We start from the raw sequence: 21,383 nt of genomic DNA on the forward strand, positions 1-21,383 counted from the left end.
GCCAAAGACTTACGACCCGTACCGTCGCACTCCTTCCCTCGCAAACCCGCTCCAACCCGAGCGGATACGGAGGAAGCAATGCACAAGCTGCTGACCGAAGGCGAGGCCGCACCGCACGTCGGCGTCGCGCCAAAGACGCTCGCAAACTGGCGCGGGCTTGGCCGAGGTCCGAAATTCATCAAGGCTGGAAAGCGGATCGCCTACGACCCCGCCGACATTGAGACCTGGAAGGCTGAGCGCCGTGTTGGCTCCACCTCCGAGCGGGTCGCGGCGTGATCCATGCCAAACAGAAACGACCCCGCTCCGGTTAGGAGCGAGGCCGCTGATTGCTTCCGGGCAGGTTGCGACAACGGCCTTAACACCAGCGCACTTCGGGCGGAAGTCCTGACCTCGCGCTTTCACCTTCACCCCCGCCGCGCGGCGATCGTCGCTGGCCTAGTCTGGGGAGGGCCGAATGGCTGATCACAAAGCGGCAGCGCGTTCGCTGCTGACGCACCCGGAACCGAAGCTAAATCAGCGCTCAGGGCAGTTTTGCGGCGGGCTGATGTTCTCCGACGATCCCCTGACCGAGAAGCAAGAGCGGTGGCTGTCTGACCTCCTGCGTAAGCACGACTTGCTGCCTCTCGCCAACGGAGGTCAGGCATGAACGACTATCCGGACGAGCCGGGTTTTCGCGACACTGACACGTCCCGCGAAGCCGCCGAGGCTATCGCGCCCGTATCGGCCCGGCTCCAGCGGCTGGCGCTACGTGCGATCCATGCGGCGGGCGCGAACGGCCTTACCGCCGACGAGCTGGCGGCGACGCTGAACGTGTCGCGCTGGACGATTCAGCCCCGAACGACTGAGCTTCGGCGCAAGCATCTGATCGTGGACAGCGGGACCCGCCGCCTGAACGTCACCGGCAAGCGCGCGATTGTGTGGACCGCCGCCGAAGTGCGGGAGAAAGCCGCGTGAGCGCCGATATAATCCCGTTCGGCCGCCGGCCACAGACGCCCGATGAGGTGCTGAACGCCGCCGCGCACTTGGCCGAGCCCGCCCGCACCGATGCGCTCCGCCGCCACGTCGCCAATGCCATGAGCCTAGCGGTCGACCTGGGCGGCCCACGCGAGTGGACCGAAAGCGCGATCGTCCATTTGAAAGAGCAGTCGTCAGGTCGCGCCAGCGGAGGCGCTGACGTGTCGGTCGCGGCGCTCCACCTCGTGCTGGGGTACGTCGAGCACCTAGAGGGTCGGTTGGGCATCATCCCGGCTCCCGGCGGTGCGGCATGAGCGGCGCGATGGAGCGGTGCGTCATTCTTGTGTCTAGCGAGGGTAAGACGCTTGCGGAACGAGACACCGATCGGACTGAGTTTCCGACCGTCGCGACGTGGAGCCGGGACCGGATATTCCTGCTGTCGTTTCAGGGCAGGTTCCGCGATTTGCGCGCCGATTGGCCGAATGACGCGGAAGGCGCGATCTACGTCGAATACGAGCCTTGGCGTATCAGCATGAAGTCGCTCGACGAGCCCCGGCCCGCAAGGCGGCGGCGCAAGTCGGCGGTGATCCTGCCTTTCCGGGGGCGGGCGGCATGACGGGGCTTATCCTTCCGGCGCTGTGCGCCCAGCTTCGCGACCGCTTCGCCATCTCGGCGGTGGCGTCACAAGCCGGGGTGAAGCTCCAGCGCGCCGGGCGGGAGTGGAAGGGATGCTGTCCGTTCCACCCCGATAAATCGCCGTCATTCACGATCTACGCCGACGATCGGCGGTGGTTCTGTTTCGGATGCAGCGCCCAAGGTGACGTGCTCGACTTCGTACAGCGGGCTTACCGGGTGAAGCTGCTGGAGGCGGTCGGGATGCTCGACGGCGGCGCGCTGGCCGAGCTGGAGCAACAGCGCGCGCCTGCCCCACCCAAGAAGAACCTTCGCGGGGTCGCTGATCGAATTGTGCGGGAGTCCGCGCCGATCGAGGGGACGCCCGCCGAAGCGTATCTGCGCGGGCGGCGGATCACCATGCCGCTGCCCCATACGCTGCGGTTCGCCCGGCTCGCGCCGCCTAAGATCGACGGGGACGGCGTGCTCGCGGCGAATGGGCCGGGGCTGTTGCCTACCCTGATTGCGGTCGTCACCGATCCGGCGGGCGTGCTGGTCGGGATACAGCGGACGTACCTGACCGAGGACGGGCGCAAAGCCGCGACGACGGACCCTAAGGGCAAGGTGAAATACAGCCTGGGCAACGTCGTCGGTGGCGCAATCCAGCTCGGGCCACCCGCCGCGTCGATCCTCGTCACAGAAGGATTGGAAGATGGACTGACCCTCGCTCAGGCGCTGGGTCGGTCGGTGTGGGTGGCGGCGGGTACGTCGATGCTGCCCCAGATGGTATTTCCCGACGTGGTGCGCGCGGTCGTGATCGGCGCGGACGGTGACGACGCTGGCGCGGTTGCGGCGGGCAAGGCTGCGGAGGCGTTCGCCTCGGCTGGTCGAGCCGTCCGCATCATGCGTCCCAAGCCGCCGCACAAAGACTTCAACGCTGAGTTGATGGGACAGAGCGCATGACCGCCGCCGCCATGCGCGACCGCTTCGATGCGGCTGAACCCTATGTCGCCAGCGTCGGGGGTGGTTGGCTTCCCCCTGATATGTCAATCCTCGGCGGTGGGCGTACGGTGCCCCCTGAAATGCCGTCCGACATTTTCGGGGACCTCTGGCCGCTGATCCAGGACCTTGCCACGGGTGCGGGTGCGCCGGTCGACTATGTTGCAGCCAGCGTGATCGGCGTGGCGGCGTCACTGATCGGGGCGAAGCGGCGCATCCAGCCGTTCGCCACGGCGCCTCAATGGCAGGAGCCATGCGTGTCGTGGGTGGCGTTGGTCGGTGATCCGTCCTCGAACAAGTCGCCTGCGATCGACGCCGCTACAGCTCCGTTGCGCGGCATGGAACGGGAGCTTGCCGAGCATCATAAGAACAGCCTCATCGGCTGGTCGACGACGGCGGAGCGCGCGAAGGCTGAGCGCGCCGAATGGCAGGGCCAGGTCAAGGCGGCGACGAAGGAGGGCGTCGCTACCCCGTCTATGCCTGCAGCCGCGGTTGATCCCGACGAACCCCAGCGCCCGCGCTTGGTGGTGCAGGACGGCACCCCTGAGGCGGTAGGCGACATTCTGTCGGGCAACCCCAACGGCGTGCTTCATCTGCGCGACGAGTTGGCGGCATGGCTGATGAGCTTCGAGCGCTACTCGCCCGGTGGGCGGGAGTTCTGGCTGGAAGCCTATGGCGGGCGCCCGCACGTCGTGGACCGCAAGAGCATGAAGGCGCCGCTATTCATCCCGTTCAACGGCGTGACGGTGCTGGGCGGTATCCAGCCGGAAAAGCTGTCTGAGTGCCTGCTGAAAACAGCGGATGACGGGCTTGTGCCGCGCTTTCTGTGGGTGTGGCCGGACCCGATCCGGTATCAGCGACCGCGCAGCATCGCGGACGGGGCGCTGCTGGAGCGCGTGTATCGGCGCCTGATGGGGTTACAGCCCCTTCGTGCCGATGACGGGCAGGCGTCGCCCGTGGTGCTGATGCTGTCCGATGCCGCCGGGCAAGTGTTCGAGGCATGGATACGGGACAACGACGAGGCGGTCCGCGACGCATCGGCCCTCTACAAGGGCTTTCTAGGCAAGCTTCGTGGCATGGTGCTCCGTCTGGCGCTGGTGGCGGAGATGATGGCCTGGGCGGCCGGGAGGGGTGCTGAACCGACGTGCGTCAGCGCCGAAACCCTGGTGGCCGTCCTCGCGTTCGTGGATGACTACGCCAAGCCGTCCGCCCTGCGCGTGTTCGGTGACGCCGCTCTGCCCGCCAGCGAGCGGAACGCGGCGGCGCTCGCCAAGCATATCCGAAAGTCAGGCGCCCAGCGGATCAACGCCCGCGACGTTCAGCGGAGCAGCGGCATCCCGGCGCTCAAACTGGCGATCGATGTCGATGCGGCGACTGACGCTCTGGTGGAGGCGGATTGGTTGCGTCCGGCTCCGTCGCGCGCGGGTGATACGGTCGGCAAAGCGCGCAAAGACTTCCTTGTAAACCCGGCCGTGCATGGGTCGCTCAATGAGTAGCTGGCGCGACGTGGCGGCGAAGGTGCTGGATCAGCCGCCGGCACCCCCAGCGGCTCCGGTCGGACGCTACGGGCTTGATCCCGAGCTATGCGACCATCTGGCGCGTCTCCCAGGGATGCCCCCGCCCCGAAAGGTCGAGAAGGCCGCGAACTGGGCGGCGGTGGTCGGTGACGCGCTGCGGCTCGCACGTGAAGGCTGGGCGTCCAAGGCGCTCGCGCTCGGCTGGTCGGTCCATGACCTGTTCGGCGTTGGCCCGCGCGATAGCTGGGAATTTGAGGGGCTGGCGGTGTGGTTGGCCGGGCGGGAGGTCGTGTTGCTGGACGAGCAGCGGGCGATCGCTGGTGCCGGTCGGGATCGTTCAATTTTCGTGCGCGGCGGCATGGGACACGGGACACATCCCGTCGTCGCGCCGGTGCTGCTCTGGGACTTCGGGAGGGGCTAATGTCGCTATTGTCGCTATTGTCACGGGGCCTCGCGGTCGATCTGGCTCGGTCCACGCCCGCGCGACGTAACCTAAAAAAGGTATCTATCTATCTCTATAGAAAGAGGTCGGCAGGCACACGCAGGCCCTCTGACAATAGCGACAATAGCGACGATAGCACCGCTGGCGGCCTAGCTGCGGCCAATACGCGCGGGCGTGGTGGGCTCCCGATCGGTGGCGGTTATGGACAGTCCCCGCGCTGCCACGCCGGAATTTGCCGTAGCCGTGTACGCGAGGGATGCCTTGACGGTGCCTTGACGGTTTCGCGTGTCCGCCGACCCGACCATGCGGCCAGTGACGCGCACGCGGGGTGGCGTTCCGACCGTGCCGCACTGGGAGGGGCGAGGTGAGCCCCGATGCGGTCAAGCGGCGGCGGTGGCGGGAGCACTTCGAGACGTGCTCGGCATTGTCGGCGGCGTTTGACCTCGACCAGCGCCGGTACATTGCCAGCGGCGGGCGCACCCGACCACCGCGCGATCCCTCCTATCCGCCCTTCCCCGACGATCTACGCGGGATGATGTGCGGCGCGCGAAACCGGCGCGGGACACCATGCAAGCGGACCGACATCATGTTGAACGGTCGATGCAAGTTCCACGGCGGCATGAGCACCGGGCCTAAGTCGAAAGCGGGCAAGGCTCGCGCTCGGGCCAACTTGGGGCTGCGGTGGGGATCGGAACCCCTTGAAGGGGCAAGAAATGACAAGGTCGGCGGCGCTGCTGAGGTGCATGGCGGGGACGGCTCCGCCGCCGCAAGATGCATATCGGAACCCCGTGAAGACATGACGAAAGCTGACTTTTGCTAAGGTTCGCGCCCGCCACGACCGAAAGGTGTGGCCATGATGACCACACCTTCGGCCAAGATGCTCGCGGCTTGGAAGCCCATGTCGAGTTGAGAAATGTTGAGATTGCGACCGTTCCCGCGATGACGGCGGTAACGCCATAGGTACGTATGGGCGAGGGTATGGCTATGCCGCCGCTTCGTCCTCGCCCCTCCGACTTCCGCGCCAGCTTCGTTGCGATCGGCTGGGGCGGCATTGAGGCCCACTACGGCGCGAACTCCCGCACCATCGCCCGGTGGATCGATGAGGAAGGCCGGGACGGTCTGACGGCCGAACGCGCCGCCCATGTCGCTCAGGTCCGCGCCGACTATCGCACATTCCGGGACCAATGCGCCCGGCCCGGGGAGCCCGGCCCCGGCCCCGGCCCCGGCGCTGCTCGGCTCAAAGGCTCCGCGACCACCAACATGACTGAGAGGCAAGCGCTCGCATGACCGAATGGAACCCCGGCCGCCCGTTGAGCGAATACGAGCAGCGGATGCGCCCTTGGCGGGGCGACGTGTGGGTGCCCGCCTTTGACGGCGTGTACCGGCTGTTCCTGCCCTATGCTCAGATGCTGGAGCTGGAGCGTGTGTGTGGACCACAGGTTCATGGCGACCACCGGGATGGCAAGAGTTCCTTTGCGATCCTCGCAGGCATTCCGAAAGACGGCGACTCGCGGCGCGGTGGCGCGACCACGAGGGGCGAATGCCTCAATGTCATCCGATTGGCGCTGATCGGCGGCGGCGAGGCGATCGTGCGGGGCGAACGCGTGAAGGTGTCCGCCACCGACGCCGCGCGCTTGGTCGGTGCCCACTTGTCCGATGCGCCGCTGACGGAGGTTTGGCGCTTGGCGCACGCGGCGCTCGACGCCCGCATCAACGGCCGTCCGGCGACCCCTGAGGAGTTTGAGGACTTCCGTATTCCGTCCGGCCCGCCGATCCCGCCAGCATGGGCGTTCGGCAACGTGCGAGCGGCGGCATGACGATCACAGCTGATGACGTGATCGTAGAAGTCGACACCTCCTCTCTAGATGCGGCCCTGGGCGTCATAGAGGGGGCGCTGCGCGGTGAGTGCAGGGTTGTCCATTCCGTCGAGCCCGAAGCCGAGCCCGCCGACCCGCTGGTCCGCTACATGCGGGAAGTCCAGTCGCGCCCGCCGCGCCGCACCGACATTCGCGTACCGTTCGGTGACGGCGTGTACCGCTTCGCGCTCAGCGGCAAGGAAGTAGCGGAGCTAGAAAGGCGGTGCGGCTGGACCGATAAGGACGGACACGCGCACCCGCTGGGCGTCGGCGCTATCTTTGGACGCATGGCACGGGGGCGGGCCTTCCTGCCCACTGGTGAGCCGGATTGGAGCAATATCGGCGAACTGGAGGTGCTGGCGTCGGAGATCGTTGAGCGCGACGTGGTGGAGACGGTCCGGCTTGCCCTGATCGGCGGCGCGGCCGGGGAGGTAGACGGAGAGGCCGTGAAGGTCACCCCTAACCGTGCTCGCGAGCTGGTCGACCTATATGTGATCGGACAACCTCTGGAGGAGGCCTGGACACTCGCCTTTGCGATCCTTGGTGCCCGCATCTGCGGTCGCACCCCCGATCCCGAGACGGGGGCCTGACGGTGGCGCGCGGTGGACTCAAACGACTGGCGGCGGGGCTGGGGCGGGAAGTCGCGCCGTATGTGTTGCGGGCGGCGGAGGTGGTCGAGGACGAGGCCAAAGGTAGCATCATGGCCGGCTCGGCAAGCGGAAGCCGGCACGTCGCCTCGCGGCCGGGGGAAGCGCCGAACAACGATGTTGGCGACCTGATCCGGGGTATCGAAAGCACCCAACCCGAACCGCTTCGTGCCGTAGTGACCTCGCACGCGGCGCATGGCGCGTTGCTGGAATATGGCTCCTCTCGCATGGCAGAGCGGCCCTACATGCGCCCCGCCGCGAACGCGAAGCGGAAGGAAGTAGCCGCGATCATCGCGAAGGCGACAACCCGCGCTATCCGCAAATTGGGAGCCGCATAGATGGCCGTCACCACCGCCGAAACCGTCACGGTTGAGATCATCGCCAAGCTAGACAAGGCCACGGGCGACATCCGGCGTTTGGACCAGACGTTCACCGCGTCGACCAACTCCATGCAGGGAGCGGCGAAGTCATTGGAGTCGTCCCTTGATCGCGTGGCCCGGACCAGCACCGACAGCTTTAACCGCGTCGGCACCGGGTCGCGGAAGGCCGCCGATAGTTTTGACCGCGACGCCGCCCGCATCGCGAATGCGGGGCGCAACATCGGCCGGCAAATCTCCGACGCCGGGACGCAGCTTGCCGGTGGGCAGTCTCCCCTCCTGATCTTCGCGCAACAGGCTCCGCAGGTAGCCGACGCGCTGGCGGACACTGGCGGTCGCGCCGCCAAGGTCGCTTCGTTCTTCGCCGGGCCGTGGGGTGCGGCCATCCTCGCCGCCGGGTCGATCATCGGGACAGTGCTGGTGCCCAAGCTGTTCGAGGCGAGCAGCGCTGCGGAGACCATGACGGGCGCGCAAATCGAACTGAGCCGGTTCGTGGATCTCACCACCGGCGCGATCAACCGCCAGACGCAGGCCGTCCAGCGCCTCGCCGCCGCCCAAGCCCGTCAGGAAGCTGTGGAGACGGGGACACAGACGTACAAGGCGGCGCGCGGTGGTGCGCTCAGCGCCGTGCGTGAGGCAGCCGGTGAGAGGGCTCCAGCGTTCGCCGCCGGTGTGCGGCTCCCGGACGCGACCACCACCGACCCGATCAAGAAGCGGCTCCGCGAGCTTGCCGACGAGGCGGTGCGGACCCGGCGGCCGATCAATGACTTGGTGCTCGACGTGCGGAAGCTGGTGGGCAACCGTCCCGAATACGCCGGGCTGGTCAAGTCGATCACGGCTCAGGGCGGCGCAGCGGTGGAAGCGGCTCAGGGCGTAGAGCGGCTAAAGGCCGAACAGGCGCTGTTGACGGGCACTGCCACCGCCGCACAACGCGCCATGCTCGGCATGGGGTTGGCGACCACCGGGCTGGTCGAGCGTCAGGTCGCGCTCGCCACCGCCACGACCGGCGTAGAGAAAGCGCGGGCTCGCCTATCTCTGGTGGAGGAACGGGGCCGCGCCATCACGGCCGGCGACGGTGCCGCGCTGGTCCAGTACCGCACCGACCTCACCGCCGCGACGAACGCCGTGAAGTCGGCGGAGGCGGCGGAGCGTGCGGCAACCGGTGCCCGTCGTGATGGTGCCAAGGCGGCCCGCACCGCCGCCGCCGCTGCCCGTGCCGCTGCTCGCGAGCAGGCCCGTGACACGCGGATTGCCGCCCGTGCCGAGCGGGAGTTGCTCAGCCTTCAAGGGGAGCGCCTGGCGGCACGGTCCGACCTGACCTCCGATCGCGCGCAACAGGATGACTTCGCCCGCCAGCGCATCAACCTGGAAGCGGCCGGACGGGTTAGTGAGTTGGCGGAGCGGCGCGACCGGGGCGAGTTGGACGCCTCCGAGTTCGCCGCGCGCAAGGCGCTGATCGAAGAGATCACGAACGCGAAGCTGGCCTATGTCGATCGCACCCGCGACCTACGCGCCGCCGCCGACGAGGTGGAGGTTGCCCGCGCCCGCTCCGACGCGGCAAGGGAGGTTCTGGAAGCCGAGAGTGGCCTTGCGCGGACGGCGGCGGACCGGAAGGCCATCGAACTCCAGTTACTCGACCTTGCGATAGAAGAACGTCGCCTCGCGGCTCAGCGCGTCGTGGACCTCGCCAAACAGGATAAGGCGTCCGAACAGGAGCGCATCCTTGCCCAGACCACGCTTGATGCCCTCCCGCGCATCCGGGAGATCGGGGCAAAGCGGATCGATCGGGAGTACCAATCGCCGCTTGCCCTCTATCGTGATCGGCTCAACCGGACACCGGGAGAGACGCGCGAGCAGGCCGAGCAGCTTGTCGTGGACGAGATCGAGCACGTTCGGGACGGCATCGCCGATGCGCTATCGGACGCGATCGGCACCAGGGACCCGCTCATCAACGGGCTGCTCAAGCTGCTGATCGACAACGTGCTGCTCAAGCCGATCGCCGCCGCGCTGGATCAAGCATCGGCGGCGGGCGGCGGCGGCGGCGTAGGCGGCGTGCTGGGAGCAATCGCTGGCAGCATCGGCGGCTTGCTCGGTGGTGGCGGTTCCACCCCCGGTTACGGCGGGACCGTAGGCGGCCGCGTCATTCCTGGCATCACCCCCGGTTTCGCGAATGGCGGCTCTATGACGCTTGGCGGGCGAGGCGGGGTCGACACCAACATGCTGTCCCTCAATGGTCAGCCGCTCGCGCGCGTGTCGCGGGGTGAGACGATGAGCATCGTTCCGTCGTCGGCGGCGATGCGTCCGGCGGGTGCCATGACCAAGGTGTTCAACATAAGCGTCAGCGCGAACAATTCCGTCACCCCCGCCGGCTTTGCGCAGGGGCTGGCAAATGACATCCTCGCCCGCGCTGCCGAGATGGACGGGGCAGTTGTAAAGGGTGCCCGTCGCGGGCTGCCCGAAGCGCAGGCCCGTTACAACGCGCTCGGAACTACCGGCTAGAACGCTCCGCCGCCGCCACCGCGCTTCGGAGCGTGCTGTAGGCGAACCCACCGTGCTGATAGCCTCCGGCGCCCCGCGTGATGCCCAACCGGTCCATGGCGGCTTCTTCATCGGCGTCGCTTATCGCGGGGCTCACCCTGGGTGCCACCGCCTGAACCGTTGCTCCCGCCGCGTAGAGGATCACGCCAGCGACGAACAACGCGGCGCTCCCGATAGCGACCAGAAGCTGACGCTGTTGCAGGCTCAGATTGACCACCTCGCCTGCGTAGGCCGTCCCGGCGTTGAGCGACGTGGGCATGAGGAACAGGGCGGCTAGGAACCCTAGCAGGCCCACCGCCGCCAACGTCGTGCCCGCTTCCTTCATACCATAGCCTCCCGTATTCGGCGGTAACATGACGGTGGCGGAAAGGTGGGGCAAGCCCGGCAGCTATCCGGCCGGTCGCATCCTCACGCCCGCGCCGCCGGTGGAAGCCTCGCCATCGCCGACGAACTCGACTCCCGCCGCTTCCAGCGCGCGTCGGATCGCGTCGAGGTTGTTGGTGGTGGGCACCGATCGCCCAGCCTCGAAGTTGCGGACGGTCGACTCGCCTACACCGGCGGCCGTGGCGACCTCCTGTTGGCTCAGATCAACGAGGCCGCGAGCGGCGCGGCATGTAGCGGGCGTAAGCATCGGCGGTCGTTTGCACGATAACGAAAATCGGTCAACCTAACGATTACCGTTGACACGAGCCGGGACATTCACCATAACGATTATCGTTAGCCCAGCAGGGCAAACGGCTTACCGGGGTGCTACCAACACCACCGGCAAGCCTCACCACCACCGACCGAGTGAGGATCGAAAATGGCTACCGCGTTCGCTACCATTGAAGCCGCCCCGACCACCAGCCCCTCCGTCACGTCCGACGCCGCCAACGACAATGGCGGGTGCTGGACCACCGACCCGCGCACCGTCCGCCTGCTGGGGAGCTGCGCCGCGAACCCGCCAAAGGGCGAGTGGATCAAGGAGCGGTTCGGCTGGTCGGGCGCGGAGTGGTTCGCCTACACCGGCTACCGCGCCGAGGCGCTGGAGGCGATCCGCAGCGAATATGGCGAGCGCGCGCACCGGGCCTACATGGCGCATGGCGAGCCCGCATACGACCAGTTCAACGCCTGGTGCCGCTCCCCCTCCGTGCGCGACGCGATCGACGCCGCCCTCCCGATGGAGGCATGAACATGGACACCAGCAACACCACGCGGCGGGGCCTGCTACGCCTCGCCACCGGCACCCTCGCTTATGGGGCGGGAGCCGCCGCCGTCACGGGCGCGGGCTTCGCGATCAGCGAGGCGAAGGGGGCGACCCCCGCCGTCGACCGTCACGCCTGGGACGAGACGATGCGGCGGTATCAGATCGCGACCGCCGAGGAAGCCGCGTTCGATCGGGATTACCGCGACCCAGCGTACAAGGCGTACAAAGCCGCCCTCGATGCACTTCCGCACGTTCAGGCGACCGGAGTGCCAGACGGCTTGCGCGTCCCTGACACGTCCGATTGGCGCAGCCTCGATCTTGCGCGGACTCTGACCCATCGCGGCAACGGCCAGCCCCGTGCGGTAGTGAATGAGTACGACCACCTGCATAACGAGTGCCTTCGCGTCCTGGCCGCCGCCGAGCAGCGCGACGCCGAGGACCAGCGTCTGCGTGAGCGCTTTCGCTACGATGAGTACGCCGAAAGGTCCGAAGAACTGGGCGAGGTTAGCTCGGACCTGATGTGGGAGCTTATGGCTTTGCCAGCCCCCGACACGGCGGCGCTCGCGTGGAAGCTGGAGCGGCTGCTGGACGACGGCGGAAGCGGAACGACACCGGCGTGGGATGCTAGCTTCGCCCTGCCCACGATCGCCGACATGCGCCGCCTCCTGACGCAGGAGGGCTGACCCATGGCAAGCAAAGCGCCCAGCTTGGGGGGCATGAACGCCGCCACCCTGTTCATCGCCGACGCACCCACGGTCGCGCTCGACGGTGTAGCGATCATCACGGCGCATAGCGGCGACCAGCCTGTTCAACTCGCAATGACGCGGCACACGTTTGAGGTCATGTTGGAGTTGTTTCGGCGCGCGGTCGTCACCGCGCACCTTGCCGACGTGGTGCCCTTGAAGAAGCCGACCAAGACTCCGTCGAAGGAAGCGCAGGCATGAGCGCCACCATGCACCAGGGGGCGGCTTCGGCCGCTCCCACCATCGCCGCCTTTCTCGCCACCGGCGGGCGCATCATGCTCAGCCCGCGCGGCAAGCTGTCCAGCACCCCGGACCTACGCCGCCTGTTCGACCCCGACACGGGACCGGAGGAGGCCAGGGAGGCCCTATGCGCCGCACGGGAGTACGCGGCCACCGAGCGGCGCCACCGCAGCCGTATCGCGGCCCTGGTGGTCGGAAACGGCGCGATCACGCCGAACGGCTGGCTTGTGTGGGAGAACCGGGCGTGACGGTTCACCTTCACCAATGGGAGGGCGCTACGGCGCTCCCGCTCGACGTGCTGCTATCCGCCGTCCCCGCGCTACCGCGCGAGGCACTGGCGCGGCTCACGGCCCGCCTAATCGAGCGGCTGGACGAACTGGATCCCGACCCGGATGCGGAGCCGGAAGAGGATTGTTGCCCGGCCGGTGACGATGACATTCGCGACGGCCCCATGCCGGGCCGGACGTGGGATCAGATCGCGTCCGACGAGCACGAGGATGCGGAAGCCGACGACCCCGCGCCCGCCGGGGCGACCAAGAGCCGGGAAGCCCACCGCCGCCGCATCCAGCGGACCCGTTGCGATCCGATCCATGGACGGCCCAGGTGGAACACCGGGCGGCGGACGATCGACCGGTGGGAGCTCAGGGAGGACCAGACGACATCAGCGCAAGCCTAAAGCGCCGCGGCGTCAGGCGCCGTTTATCTTCTGACCTTCATTCCCGCCGGCGTCAGCAGACTTCTTCTTTGAAGCCTTCTTGGCGCCGGTGCCCGCGCCTCCACCCCGACCGGTGCCAACACTACCGCGCGCGCCATCGCCGCCCTTCGCTGTGATCGCACCTGGGTTACCGCCAGCGCCTTTCTGTGCCACGACCGATCTCCTTTGTTGATCGGTGTCGAACCCCACTCCTGCGATCGAAGTTCCGTTAGTTCGTGCTAACTTAGGTCAATCGGGCAGGGTCTGGAGACGATAGCGGTCACTCAGAAGGGCTGTACGGCGCTGGTCTTCAGGCGAAGTTCGCGCCCAGCGGCTCACCGTCGTCCTCGATGTGCTCGGTCTCGCTCTCGGGCAATGCGGGCTCGGGCTTCGCTGGCGTGTCGGCCGGGGTCGCTTCGTCGCGGTCGGGATCATGGGTCGTCATCATAGGCCTCCGTAGCACGAACACGCGAGCGAGCGGTTCGGCCCATATTCGCATGATGATCGCAAGAGCCGAGCACGGGCGCGAACGGACCTAAGCCCATTTGCCTCTAGACGAATCGGTACAGACAGGGAACAGATGGGCCATGCAGACGCCAGACCCTTCCTACGTCGCCCATTCGATCCTCACCGCCCCGGCATGGGCTCGACTTGGTATCACCATGGCCGACCCCCGAATGAGAGAACGCGCCGCCGAGGAGCTTGCGCTGGCGATCGTGGAGCGCCTGGACCAGCCCCCGGCCATATACGACGCCAGCCAGATACCGCTCCCGCTCTAGCCATCGACGCCCCGGATGGTCGGTCATCCCAAGCACCTCTCCGATCTGGAGAAGGTCGAAGCGGACGTGCGGATCATCTGCCGCGAGTGCCGCTATGAGGAGGACTGGACGAGGGATAGCCCAGGCCGGTTCCTGCACCGCACCGGCGGCAGCCGGGTATGGACCGAGATCACGCGCGGGATGCGGTGCCGACGATTGGGGTGCCCCAGCACGTCGCTGTACGCGATCGCCGTTCCATTCGCGCGCAAGCCGCCCAACATGCCGCGCATGGTGAGCGCCCTCGATGCGCTTCGGATCAGCGTGGCGCTCCAGATCCTCCGCGACGCGGCTCAGGTCGCCGAACGGGGCGGCGCCGCGACCTTGCCCGTCAAGCTGGCGCTGTACGTGCTCCACCCCCATCTGCGCGACCCGGAACTGGTGCGGGAGTATTGGAGCTACGCCGAGCGGCCGATCATAACCAACGGCCACAACTGCTTCCGCGTCCTGCGCTGGATCGAGAACCGGCTGCGCGAGCGCGGATGGCTGGCGCCCGAGGTGCACCTACGGCCAGCGCCGACCTTGATGATGAGTGAGACGGCCCAACAGTTCGAGCAGCGGATGATCGCGGAGCGGATGCTTACGCAGGACGATGTGACGTAGCGGGCTGATCGTCACCGTGCTGGGGTGGATGTCCACAATGGGTGGTCAGCCGTCCGTCCGGTTTCTATTGCTAAGATGCGATACCTGGCACTGGATACACGGCTGAATAAGGTGCCTGCCGAGACAGCTGCTGTGTTTTCAAGCTACCGTCTTGGGCACTGTCCTCGAACAACCAGCGTTCGGCATCAGCGAGGCTTTCGAACACCGCGGCGTTATCGCGGATTTTGACGATACGGTTTGTCTGTATCCGGGTCAGCGAGCTCTCCCGCGCAACCGCAATCCGCTTTGCCTTGAACTTGGAATCGGTGATCAAATGCTGGAAAGCAGCGACCACTTCTTGTGACTGAATGACCGCTTCTGAAGTATGGACCAATAGGTAGAATTCACCCGAACCAAGGCCCATCGACCGTACCGCCTCCTGCTCCTGGCGCGAAAATTCGGCGACCTCGGCGAGGTCCAAAAATCCCGACATTTGCGCGCGGACGAGCTTGCGGTCCGGCTCGGCGGCTACTGTGATCACGGGATCCTCCTGCGTCTTCGATCACTCTATACCCGTTTGGCAGTTAAAAAATTGGGCGACAGCGGCTGTCAGGTCGGAACAGGAACGCTGTTGATCTCGATCTCGTAATCGCCACCTTCCACCCAGAAGCGGATCATTCCCGTGTGGTATTTAGCGAATGAGGTGTCCTCGCGATCGACCAGCGGATCGTAGTGGATTGCGGACCTTGCGCCGGCCGGAATAGGTTCGACCGCGCCCACGGTTCAACCATCAGTTCGATAGCTTGATCTGCCTCGTTCGAGAAGCGCATCGTGATCATCGGCGCAGCCTAGCCGATCCTGGAAGGTCTGCAATTGGGCGGAACCGGTCGTCCGTCGACCGGCACCGTCTGTCCGCTAAGGGTGGAAAGCGGACTTAGTGCTAAAGCACGCCTCGCCTGTTTCGCCTGATGACCGCAGGGTCGTATGGCCCGACCTTCTTGCGCCTATTTCGCCAGTTCACGACGAAGATGCCCGCAGCCGCCGGAACGACCAGCAATTGCGGATTTTGCAGCAGCCCCGCACGAGGGTCATAAGCTGACCACCACAGCAGTACTCCGACTGCTAGTCCGACCAACGTCCCAACGTTCATGCGCCACGGTCTTGGCTTCAAGTTAGGTTCCTCTCGGCCCCGCTATCGTCTCCAGCGTTAATGTCCGCAATGGGTGGAAAGCAGACGTTCACTAGCCGGGACGAGTATCGCAATGCGGCGACGGGATCGGCTTGATAGAGAGCATCCGGTGGACGACATACTCAGAGGGCGAGAGTCGTCCATGACCAAAGCCCCGGCCCATGATCTGGTGATGACCGTCGAACCTCACCGAGTAAGCGGCAGCTGGCCACCGTCCGTCTCTACTCACGAAAACGCCTGAGCTTCGGTTCGCCCTTATCAGCTCGCCCTCAGGGCTGTCTTTTTCCGGATCATAAGCAAGCGACGGCGCATCCATGAAGTTGGGGTTACAGACAGCCGATAGGCCTTCACCTTCGATGAAGCGCGATCCTTCGAACAGGTCGATCCAAGTGCCTTCGATGGCGCGCGTGCGCTGCTGGAAGGTGGTGTAAGCCGCGAGTGACGTGAGGGCTCCAGCGATAATGAGAAGCGCCACCTTTCTCGCTGCCGAACCTCCCATGCCGAGTGGATGCACCCGACATCGAACGTCCGCAAGTGGATCGGTAGCGGACATTCGCGTCTGATCGGTCACCACGCTACGATGCCGCTATGTGCAACCGCTACCGCGTGACCGAGGCCGAAGCTGCACTCATGCAGCGCTACGGGGCCCAGCCGATCTACCCGCCCGACGAGACATACCCGCCGCCCGAGCTGTTCCCGAAGCGCACACCACCCGTGATCCGGGTTGAGGGCGACGCGCGCGGGCTCGACCTGATGAGCTGGGGCTTTCCCACGATGATCAAGGGCGCGACCGGGATTGTCCGGGAGAAGCCCGTCACCAACGTCCGCAACCTGACCAGCCCGTTCTGGCGATCGGCGCTGAAGGACCCCGCCCGGCGGTGCCTGGTGCCCTTCACCGCTTTCAGCGAGTATGGCCCCGGCCCGACCGGGGCGAAGCCGCTCTACTGGTTCGACGTGCCGTCGCGGCCGATCGCCAGCTTCGCGGGCATCTGGCGACCTTTGAGCGACGGCAAGCGCGCCTATGCCTTCCTGACCTGCGAGCCCAATAGCCTGGTCGCGCCGATCCATCCCAAGGCGATGCCGGTGATCCTGCACGAAGAGGACGAGCAGCGCTGGCTGGATGGGGAGCTGGGCGATTTGGTCGCGCCGTTCCCGTCTCAGTTGATGAAGGTGGAGCGGTTCGACCCGAAACCGAAGGGGACGCCCAAGGAGGAGTTCACGGCCGGCGGCGATGCGATGGGCGGCGAACCCCAGCCCACAGCTTGATGAGCCACCATCAGAACCCGACTGCGTAGAGTACGACCAAAAGCAACGTGACGTGTCGAAACCCTCGCCAGAACGCGGGATGGCCAAAACGCACGAGCGGCGAGGCGGGAAGTAAGCGCTACCTCTACCAGCCCCGCCCTGACCCGGCGGGGCTTTGATATGCTTTGGTCGGGAGGCCACTTTTGGCCAGCTGCGGAATTTTCCGTGGCCGTACACGCTTGACGATAACGGTGACACGCACAGATCGCACGCGCGAGGCATGACGGCGGTAACGCGGTGCTTCGGGCTCGCCTCTATCCGATCCGGTGGAGAAGCCACCGCCTAAGCGGACCCCCGACACGGGCCTAGTTCGCCCTTACCGCCACCCGCCGCCCGACTTCCGGGAAACCTATCTACGGATCGGCTGGGACGGCATTGAGGACCACTACCGGACCAACTGGCGATGCATCGCCCGGTGGATCGAGGAATGCGGAGGCGATGAGTTGAGAGCAGCGCGAACGGCCGTGACGAAGCAGCCGGCTAGGCCATCGCAGCGAGCCAAGCGCTACGTACTGGGTCGAACGCTCAAGCCAGTGCAGGGCAGGAAGGCGGCGTCATGAGCTGGAACTACCGAATCATTGACCACGGAACCCATCTTGCTCTTCATGAGGTCTACTACGATGCGGCCGGCCGTCCCACGGCGTGGACCGCCGAGCCCGCCGATTTTCTGAGCAACTCCGAGGACGGCACGGCCGGGATCACCGATGCGCTCACGATGGCGTTGCGGGACGCGACCACCCGGTCGGTGTTGCGACCCGTGGAGCAAGTCGCTCAGACGACGTTTGCCCCGAGCCGCACGGCGGCGGCGTGGGTGCTGTACGGCGTCGGCGTGCTCGCCTCCAAGCTCGACTGGGGCGCGCTCTATCAGGCGGCTATGCGGCGATCGTCGGATGCTCAGGGCCGTGCGCACGGCCCGTGGCGTTCCCCGGCTCGGCTGGTCGAGGTGGACTCTCCAAATTTTGATCGTCCACTAAAATAGTGACGGTTAGTGCGTTCGAAGCCCATGCGAACCCCATAAACCTTCAGATCGCGAACACCCGCCGAGTCGCGCGCGGCTCCCGCCGGAACCGTCGCACGTAGGCCAGGCAAGAGGCGCTCACCCGCGATGCAGATAACGGCTCAGGTGGGATATTGTGTACACCTAACGCGGCGACGGCGCCGATAAGTACCTGCCCCGCAATGCCAATTCCTGTCCCACGAAAATGCAGCTTTGTGGGACATTGTGGGACCACGGTTTTCCGCCATTTCTGCCCCGCTCCGGACGGGCCGTTCCCGCATCTCTGGCGCGACGCCCTCCCCTGCCCTTCGCCGCCGGGCCATCGTCGAGACGCGCTGCGGATCATCGCCGGCGCGGGAGCGATCTGGGACATGGGCCGGGTACTGACGACGGGCGAAGCGGCGGAACAGGTAGGGCTGGCGGCGTCCACGCTGGAGAACATGCGCGTGATCGGCGGCGGCCCCGTGTACCTCAAGCTAGGCCGGATGCTCCGCTACCGGAGCGAGGACCTGGACAGGTGGTTGGGCGCGCGGGAGCGGCGGAGCACGTCGGATCGGGTCGCTTAAGCCCCGCACGTCCTGCCCTCAGTCTGTCACCACACCGTTGCTCCCATCTCCTCAAGCCAGCTCGAGGAGCTCTCGTCGCGCAGCGTGTCCATCAGCGTAAAGTCGTCGGTGCCGGCCACCACCTGGTCGAGCGACCGCGGGCCGAACGAGTTGGCGAACGCGGCGAACACCTTGCTGCGCGCGCGCTTCACCACCTCGGTAAGCTGCCCGACCTTAGCTCGCCCGTCCAAGATCGCGATATATGCGTCACCGATGATGTCGTCGCGGATTGCAGGGTCGATGCTTCGAGGCACGGCCGCCGCTATGCGAGCATATAGCGGGTCCGCCTCAGGACGGGTCGCCTGCGGGCGAGCGGTTTGCCGGGTTATGGCCACGGCTCGGCGGCGACCCGCGCCCACCTTGAACGCGTCTGTCCGCACGGTCCGTTCCTCGGCCGCGAACGAGGCGAGGAATGAATAGATAAGGCTTCGCGGCAGGCCGACCCGCTCACCTATCGATCGCATTGTCTCGCCCTTGAGGAGTCGATCGCGTACGTCCGCCTGCTGGTCATTCGGAAGCGTGAGCACGGACCGCACCCCATGCGCTTTCATGTTCTCGTGCGTACGTGCCCAACATAGCCGCGGATGATGCAGGTACTGACCACAGCCGCATGCCGCCAGCTCGCCGCCCGCGAGCACGACGGCTTCGTTATATCGAAGGCGGACTTCCCTGACCCTTTCTAAGGGGGCTCCAAGCCGAGCGGCGATGTTACGATTAGAAAGGTTGGTCTCTGAGAACAGCCGGGTCATCTCTGCGGATCGAGCCTCGGTGAGCGGGGTTCGCGCGCGCAGCTCGACGTTAACCCCGTGAAGACGAAGCGTCTCAATCGCTTGCTTCATCGTACTGTTACCCACGCCGGTTCTGCGCTTGATCTCCGCCAACGAGTCGCGGTTCAGTAGCCGCGCGCACACCTCCGCCGCGCGGGCCATAGTCATAGCAACGTAGGCCATCAGACTTCCCTCCTAGTAGCGTCAGCTACCAGCCGGTCGGGGGTCGTTCAGCGGCTCTCGATCCGGCTAGGCCGATCGGTTCGCGTGTTCGTCACGCGGGGTTTCTGTCTGCTCTTCAATCCGCATTCGCGACTCGATAGCGACGGTCGGGCGTAGGCACGCGCTCAGGCGCGGTGCAGCGGCAGGGCATGTGCATGGCTGACACTGGCGCTTAACCGCCGGTCCGCCCTATCGTCCGCCTATGCCCAACCTGACCGAAATATTTCCTGACGCAGCCGTCCTCGTCGCCATGGAGCCGGACGAGCTTGGCCTTCGCATGCTGCCTTGCTTGGCCAGCTGGCCGAATTGGCAAGGTTCGCTGGATCTGCGCAGCTACGTCGACATGTATGTCAGGCCGAACCTGCCGGGTCAGGGCGAATTTCTAGGCCAGGCATATCCCGCTCAGCACCGCGCGGAGGTTGGGCAGGCGCTACGTGAAGCGTGGGCATGGCTTGTCGGTTCAGCGCTGCTACTCCCGAGCCCCAGCCAGCCGGGTTCGTTCGTGCTCAGCCGGCGGGCAGACAAGATTGCGGATGCAGCTGATCCGGTTCGGGCTCATGCTCCGCACCTTCTCCATAAGGGCATCTTGGACGAAGCGATCCGCGAGGATGTTTGGGCACTGTTCCAGCGTGGCAAGTTCGACACCGCGGTGTTCGAGGCGATGAAGGCGGTCGAGGTCGCCGTGCGATCAGCCGCCAATCTGTCGAATGAGTTGGTTGGCGTGAAACTCATGCGAACCGCGTTCCACCCTGAGGCTGGCGCGCTGACAGACGCCTCTCTGGATAGTGGGGAGCGGCATGCTCGTGCGGACCTCTTTGCCGGCACGATCGGCTCCTACAAGAACCCACAGAGCCACCGTCACGTTGCACTGAGCGACTCAGAGGAGGCAGCTGAGCTGATCCTGCTCGCCAACCACCTTCTCCGAATCGTGCGCTCTCGCGCCTTGGCTTTGATGGCCGGTTAAAAGCGCGGGACTGCGTAGCGGAAGGGCGATCGCAAAAGTCCGGCTATATATCGACAGCGTAGTCGGTCCCGACAGTCGGCCGCTTTTCGGCCCGTTCATCGCTTGTCAACGGATCAAACGATAAGTTTGCGAATTGAACACGTGAGTGTTAGCGTTTGGTAAGGTTTCCTCGGCGGTGGGGCTGGCGAGGGCCGAATTTTTTGAGGTGAGATTATCGTGAGCCTGTCGGAACAGGATCGCACAGAGGCCGTCGCTCACTACGTGATTGCGCGTTCGGACCCTAAAAAGTTAGGCGCTGTGAAGCTTAACAAGGTCATGTGGTATGCTGACTTAGAGGCCTACCGTCGCTCTGGCACAACCGTCACCGGCCAGCTGTCGTATGAGAAGCGGCAGCATGGCCCGGTGCCGAATAACATAGTCCGTAGCATCAGGCGTCTAGAGCAGGCTGATAAGATCACGACTCGTCTCGTGCCAACTTTTGGTGGCACACGACGCGAACACGTTTGGCTGAAGCAGCCAGACGTGAACGCGTTTAGTGCCGACGAAGTTGACATCCTGAATGAGGCTATCGATTGGGTCTGTGACACTCATACGGCTAAATCGATTAGTGAGCTCTCGCATGATAATCTATGGGAAGCTGCTGAACTTGGTGAGCAGATTCCTATTGGAGCCGCTTGCGTCACCCCTGACGACATTGACGGCGAAGACATAGCTTGGGCGCTGAAGGAGCTCTCGAACGCGCCAGCATGAGCACGTTTCGACCTGCGGGTGGTTTCATCATTTCAATGGCTCCGGCGGTCGAAGCATTGGTCGAGTCGCACTGTGCCGACAATCCTGCTTTTGGTCGATACTGGTCCGACATTATCGATCGTCTAAGATTTGTGGCGCATATCGAAGGTGTGTCCGACCATAGGTTTCCAACTGCAAATCGAATCTGGACGGCGGCAGCGGACGAGGAACGAGGCCTACCCAGGGTGCGCCTAATTCTTCTCGTGATGGGGGATCGTGTGCGCATCCGGGTAGCCTCGATCGGCTAACGACTATGCGACTCTCCGAACGAGATCGCGAACACGCTGCGACCCGGATGAGCGCGCGGTGCTCAAAACCCGGAAGTCCCCAATCCTCTGCGGCG

Annotated in this window: 32 protein-coding genes; 25 read left to right on the plus strand and 7 right to left on the minus strand. The window is 65.5% G+C overall.

The genetic code is table 11. From position 1 onward, the window contains the following. Window positions 1-78 precede the first annotated feature (78 nt). From VF592_RS05725 to VF592_RS05780, 13 genes are all read left to right on the plus strand, one after another. Window positions 79-276 (plus strand): helix-turn-helix transcriptional regulator, encoded by a 198-nt coding sequence (locus VF592_RS05725; protein ID WP_331004654.1) that lies wholly within the window; start codon window positions 79-81, stop codon window positions 274-276. 178 nt (window positions 277-454) lie between these two features. Further along, a complete protein-coding gene (locus VF592_RS05730; RefSeq protein WP_331004655.1) occupies window positions 455-646 on the plus strand; it encodes a hypothetical protein in 192 nt (63 codons plus the stop codon). Then, window positions 643-954 carry a hypothetical protein gene (locus VF592_RS05735; protein WP_331004656.1) on the plus strand — a complete coding sequence of 104 codons (312 nt, stop codon included), beginning with the start codon at window positions 643-645 and terminating at the stop codon, window positions 952-954. The genes VF592_RS05730 and VF592_RS05735 overlap by 4 nt, the downstream gene beginning before the upstream one ends. Beyond that, on the plus strand, window positions 951-1,268 hold the full coding sequence (locus VF592_RS05740) for a hypothetical protein (RefSeq protein WP_331004657.1): 318 nt from the start codon (window positions 951-953) through the stop codon (window positions 1,266-1,268). The genes VF592_RS05735 and VF592_RS05740 overlap by 4 nt, the downstream gene beginning before the upstream one ends. Continuing rightward, complete coding sequence (locus VF592_RS05745; protein ID WP_331004658.1) at window positions 1,265-1,570, plus strand: hypothetical protein; 306 nt, start codon at window positions 1,265-1,267, stop codon at window positions 1,568-1,570. The genes VF592_RS05740 and VF592_RS05745 overlap by 4 nt, the downstream gene beginning before the upstream one ends. Continuing rightward, window positions 1,567-2,529: a DUF7146 domain-containing protein gene (locus tag VF592_RS05750; RefSeq protein ID WP_331004659.1), complete on the plus strand. Its 963-nt coding sequence runs from the start codon at window positions 1,567-1,569 to the stop codon at window positions 2,527-2,529. Before VF592_RS05745 ends, VF592_RS05750 begins: the two co-directional genes overlap by 4 nt. Beyond that, window positions 2,526-4,061: a DUF3987 domain-containing protein gene (locus VF592_RS05755; RefSeq protein ID WP_331004660.1), complete on the plus strand. Its 1,536-nt coding sequence runs from the start codon at window positions 2,526-2,528 to the stop codon at window positions 4,059-4,061. Before VF592_RS05750 ends, VF592_RS05755 begins: the two co-directional genes overlap by 4 nt. Further along, complete coding sequence (locus VF592_RS05760) at window positions 4,054-4,503, plus strand: hypothetical protein (protein WP_331004661.1); 450 nt, start codon at window positions 4,054-4,056, stop codon at window positions 4,501-4,503. The genes VF592_RS05755 and VF592_RS05760 overlap by 8 nt, the downstream gene beginning before the upstream one ends. Window positions 4,504-5,059: 556 nt before the next feature. Beyond that, complete coding sequence (locus VF592_RS14300; RefSeq protein WP_414714165.1) at window positions 5,060-5,344, plus strand: HGGxSTG domain-containing protein; 285 nt, start codon at window positions 5,060-5,062, stop codon at window positions 5,342-5,344. Window positions 5,345-5,807: 463 nt separating this feature from the next. Next, window positions 5,808-6,341 carry a hypothetical protein gene (locus VF592_RS05765; RefSeq protein ID WP_331004662.1) on the plus strand — a complete coding sequence of 178 codons (534 nt, stop codon included), beginning with the start codon at window positions 5,808-5,810 and terminating at the stop codon, window positions 6,339-6,341. Continuing rightward, window positions 6,338-6,970 carry a hypothetical protein gene (locus VF592_RS05770; RefSeq protein WP_331004663.1) on the plus strand — a complete coding sequence of 211 codons (633 nt, stop codon included), beginning with the start codon at window positions 6,338-6,340 and terminating at the stop codon, window positions 6,968-6,970. Before VF592_RS05765 ends, VF592_RS05770 begins: the two co-directional genes overlap by 4 nt. Window positions 6,971-6,972: 2 nt before the next feature. After that, complete coding sequence (locus VF592_RS05775) at window positions 6,973-7,365, plus strand: HK97 gp10 family phage protein (RefSeq protein WP_331004664.1); 393 nt, start codon at window positions 6,973-6,975, stop codon at window positions 7,363-7,365. Then, window positions 7,366-9,903 carry a phage tail length tape measure family protein gene (locus VF592_RS05780; RefSeq protein WP_331004665.1) on the plus strand — a complete coding sequence of 846 codons (2,538 nt, stop codon included), beginning with the start codon at window positions 7,366-7,368 and terminating at the stop codon, window positions 9,901-9,903. Here VF592_RS05780 and VF592_RS05785 read toward each other — a convergent pair. Both VF592_RS05785 and VF592_RS05790 read right to left on the minus strand, forming a co-directional pair. Further along, window positions 9,893-10,267 (minus strand): hypothetical protein, encoded by a 375-nt coding sequence (locus tag VF592_RS05785; protein ID WP_331004666.1) that lies wholly within the window; start codon window positions 10,265-10,267, stop codon window positions 9,893-9,895. The two genes, VF592_RS05780 and VF592_RS05785, sit on opposite strands and share 11 nt — an antisense overlap. Before the next feature lie 63 nt (window positions 10,268-10,330). Further along, window positions 10,331-10,573, minus strand: coding sequence for a helix-turn-helix transcriptional regulator (locus VF592_RS05790; protein WP_331004667.1), 243 nt, complete (start codon window positions 10,571-10,573; stop codon window positions 10,331-10,333). A 171-nt stretch (window positions 10,574-10,744) separates the two neighbouring features. On the opposite strand from VF592_RS05790, the gene VF592_RS05795 reads away from it, so the two are divergent. The 5 genes from VF592_RS05795 to VF592_RS05815 are packed head-to-tail and all read left to right on the plus strand — an operon-like array spanning window position 10,745 to window position 12,787. Then, window positions 10,745-11,113: a hypothetical protein gene (locus VF592_RS05795; RefSeq protein WP_331004668.1), complete on the plus strand. Its 369-nt coding sequence runs from the start codon at window positions 10,745-10,747 to the stop codon at window positions 11,111-11,113. Window positions 11,114-11,115: 2 nt separating this feature from the next. Further along, entirely contained in the window at window positions 11,116-11,811 is a 696-nt protein-coding gene (locus tag VF592_RS05800; RefSeq protein WP_331004669.1) for a hypothetical protein, read from the plus strand. Between the two features lie 33 nt (window positions 11,812-11,844). Further along, window positions 11,845-12,072, plus strand: coding sequence for a hypothetical protein (locus VF592_RS05805; RefSeq protein WP_331004670.1), 228 nt, complete (start codon window positions 11,845-11,847; stop codon window positions 12,070-12,072). After that, window positions 12,069-12,359 carry a hypothetical protein gene (locus VF592_RS05810; RefSeq protein WP_331004671.1) on the plus strand — a complete coding sequence of 97 codons (291 nt, stop codon included), beginning with the start codon at window positions 12,069-12,071 and terminating at the stop codon, window positions 12,357-12,359. Before VF592_RS05805 ends, VF592_RS05810 begins: the two co-directional genes overlap by 4 nt. Next, window positions 12,356-12,787, plus strand: a complete 432-nt coding sequence (locus VF592_RS05815) for a hypothetical protein (protein WP_331004672.1) — start codon at window positions 12,356-12,358, stop codon at window positions 12,785-12,787. The genes VF592_RS05810 and VF592_RS05815 overlap by 4 nt, the downstream gene beginning before the upstream one ends. Before the next feature lie 328 nt (window positions 12,788-13,115). On the opposite strand, the gene VF592_RS05820 is transcribed toward VF592_RS05815, so the two are convergent. After that, on the minus strand, window positions 13,116-13,250 hold the full coding sequence (locus VF592_RS05820; RefSeq protein ID WP_331004673.1) for a hypothetical protein: 135 nt from the start codon (window positions 13,248-13,250) through the stop codon (window positions 13,116-13,118). A gap of 142 nt (window positions 13,251-13,392) precedes the next feature. Between VF592_RS05820 and VF592_RS05825 the strand changes: the two genes are divergently transcribed. Both VF592_RS05825 and VF592_RS05830 read left to right on the plus strand, forming a co-directional pair. Further along, window positions 13,393-13,584 carry a DUF6771 family protein gene (locus tag VF592_RS05825; protein ID WP_331004674.1) on the plus strand — a complete coding sequence of 64 codons (192 nt, stop codon included), beginning with the start codon at window positions 13,393-13,395 and terminating at the stop codon, window positions 13,582-13,584. A gap of 15 nt (window positions 13,585-13,599) precedes the next feature. After that, window positions 13,600-14,223, plus strand: a complete 624-nt coding sequence (locus tag VF592_RS05830) for a hypothetical protein (RefSeq protein WP_331004675.1) — start codon at window positions 13,600-13,602, stop codon at window positions 14,221-14,223. Between the two features lie 70 nt (window positions 14,224-14,293). Here VF592_RS05830 and VF592_RS05835 read toward each other — a convergent pair whose 3' ends face one another. From VF592_RS05835 to VF592_RS05845, 3 genes are all read right to left on the minus strand, one after another. After that, window positions 14,294-14,743, minus strand: a complete 450-nt coding sequence (locus VF592_RS05835) for a hypothetical protein (protein ID WP_331004676.1) — start codon at window positions 14,741-14,743, stop codon at window positions 14,294-14,296. Window positions 14,744-14,811: 68 nt separating this feature from the next. Beyond that, window positions 14,812-14,982 carry a hypothetical protein gene (locus VF592_RS05840; RefSeq protein WP_331004677.1) on the minus strand — a complete coding sequence of 57 codons (171 nt, stop codon included), beginning with the start codon at window positions 14,980-14,982 and terminating at the stop codon, window positions 14,812-14,814. A 461-nt stretch (window positions 14,983-15,443) separates the two neighbouring features. Further along, a complete protein-coding gene (locus tag VF592_RS05845) occupies window positions 15,444-15,962 on the minus strand; it encodes a hypothetical protein (RefSeq protein ID WP_331004678.1) in 519 nt (172 codons plus the stop codon). Window positions 15,963-15,979: 17 nt separating this feature from the next. On the opposite strand from VF592_RS05845, the gene VF592_RS05850 reads away from it, so the two are divergent. From VF592_RS05850 to VF592_RS05860, 3 genes are all read left to right on the plus strand, one after another. Continuing rightward, a complete protein-coding gene (locus VF592_RS05850) occupies window positions 15,980-16,657 on the plus strand; it encodes an SOS response-associated peptidase (RefSeq protein ID WP_331004679.1) in 678 nt (225 codons plus the stop codon). Window positions 16,658-17,252: 595 nt separating this feature from the next. Then, the gene (locus tag VF592_RS05855; RefSeq protein WP_331004680.1) at window positions 17,253-17,675 is read left to right on the plus strand and encodes a hypothetical protein; all 423 of its coding nucleotides are present in this window, start codon (window positions 17,253-17,255) and stop codon (window positions 17,673-17,675) included. A gap of 389 nt (window positions 17,676-18,064) precedes the next feature. Next, window positions 18,065-18,259 carry a helix-turn-helix domain-containing protein gene (locus tag VF592_RS05860; RefSeq protein ID WP_331004681.1) on the plus strand — a complete coding sequence of 65 codons (195 nt, stop codon included), beginning with the start codon at window positions 18,065-18,067 and terminating at the stop codon, window positions 18,257-18,259. A 26-nt stretch (window positions 18,260-18,285) separates the two neighbouring features. Here the strand turns inward: VF592_RS05860 and VF592_RS05865 are convergent, their stop codons facing one another. Beyond that, entirely contained in the window at window positions 18,286-19,248 is a 963-nt protein-coding gene (locus VF592_RS05865; protein WP_331004682.1) for a hypothetical protein, read from the minus strand. A gap of 241 nt (window positions 19,249-19,489) precedes the next feature. On the opposite strand from VF592_RS05865, the gene VF592_RS05870 reads away from it, so the two are divergent. Further along, a complete protein-coding gene (locus tag VF592_RS05870; protein ID WP_331004683.1) occupies window positions 19,490-20,251 on the plus strand; it encodes a TIGR02391 family protein in 762 nt (253 codons plus the stop codon). 216 nt (window positions 20,252-20,467) lie between these two features. After that, the gene (locus VF592_RS05875; protein WP_331004684.1) at window positions 20,468-21,001 is read left to right on the plus strand and encodes a Panacea domain-containing protein; all 534 of its coding nucleotides are present in this window, start codon (window positions 20,468-20,470) and stop codon (window positions 20,999-21,001) included. Window positions 21,002-21,383 lie beyond the last annotated feature (382 nt).

This window comes from Sphingomonas sp. (genome assembly GCF_036388435.1).
Taxonomy (GTDB): Bacteria; Pseudomonadota; Alphaproteobacteria; order Sphingomonadales; family Sphingomonadaceae; genus Sphingomonas.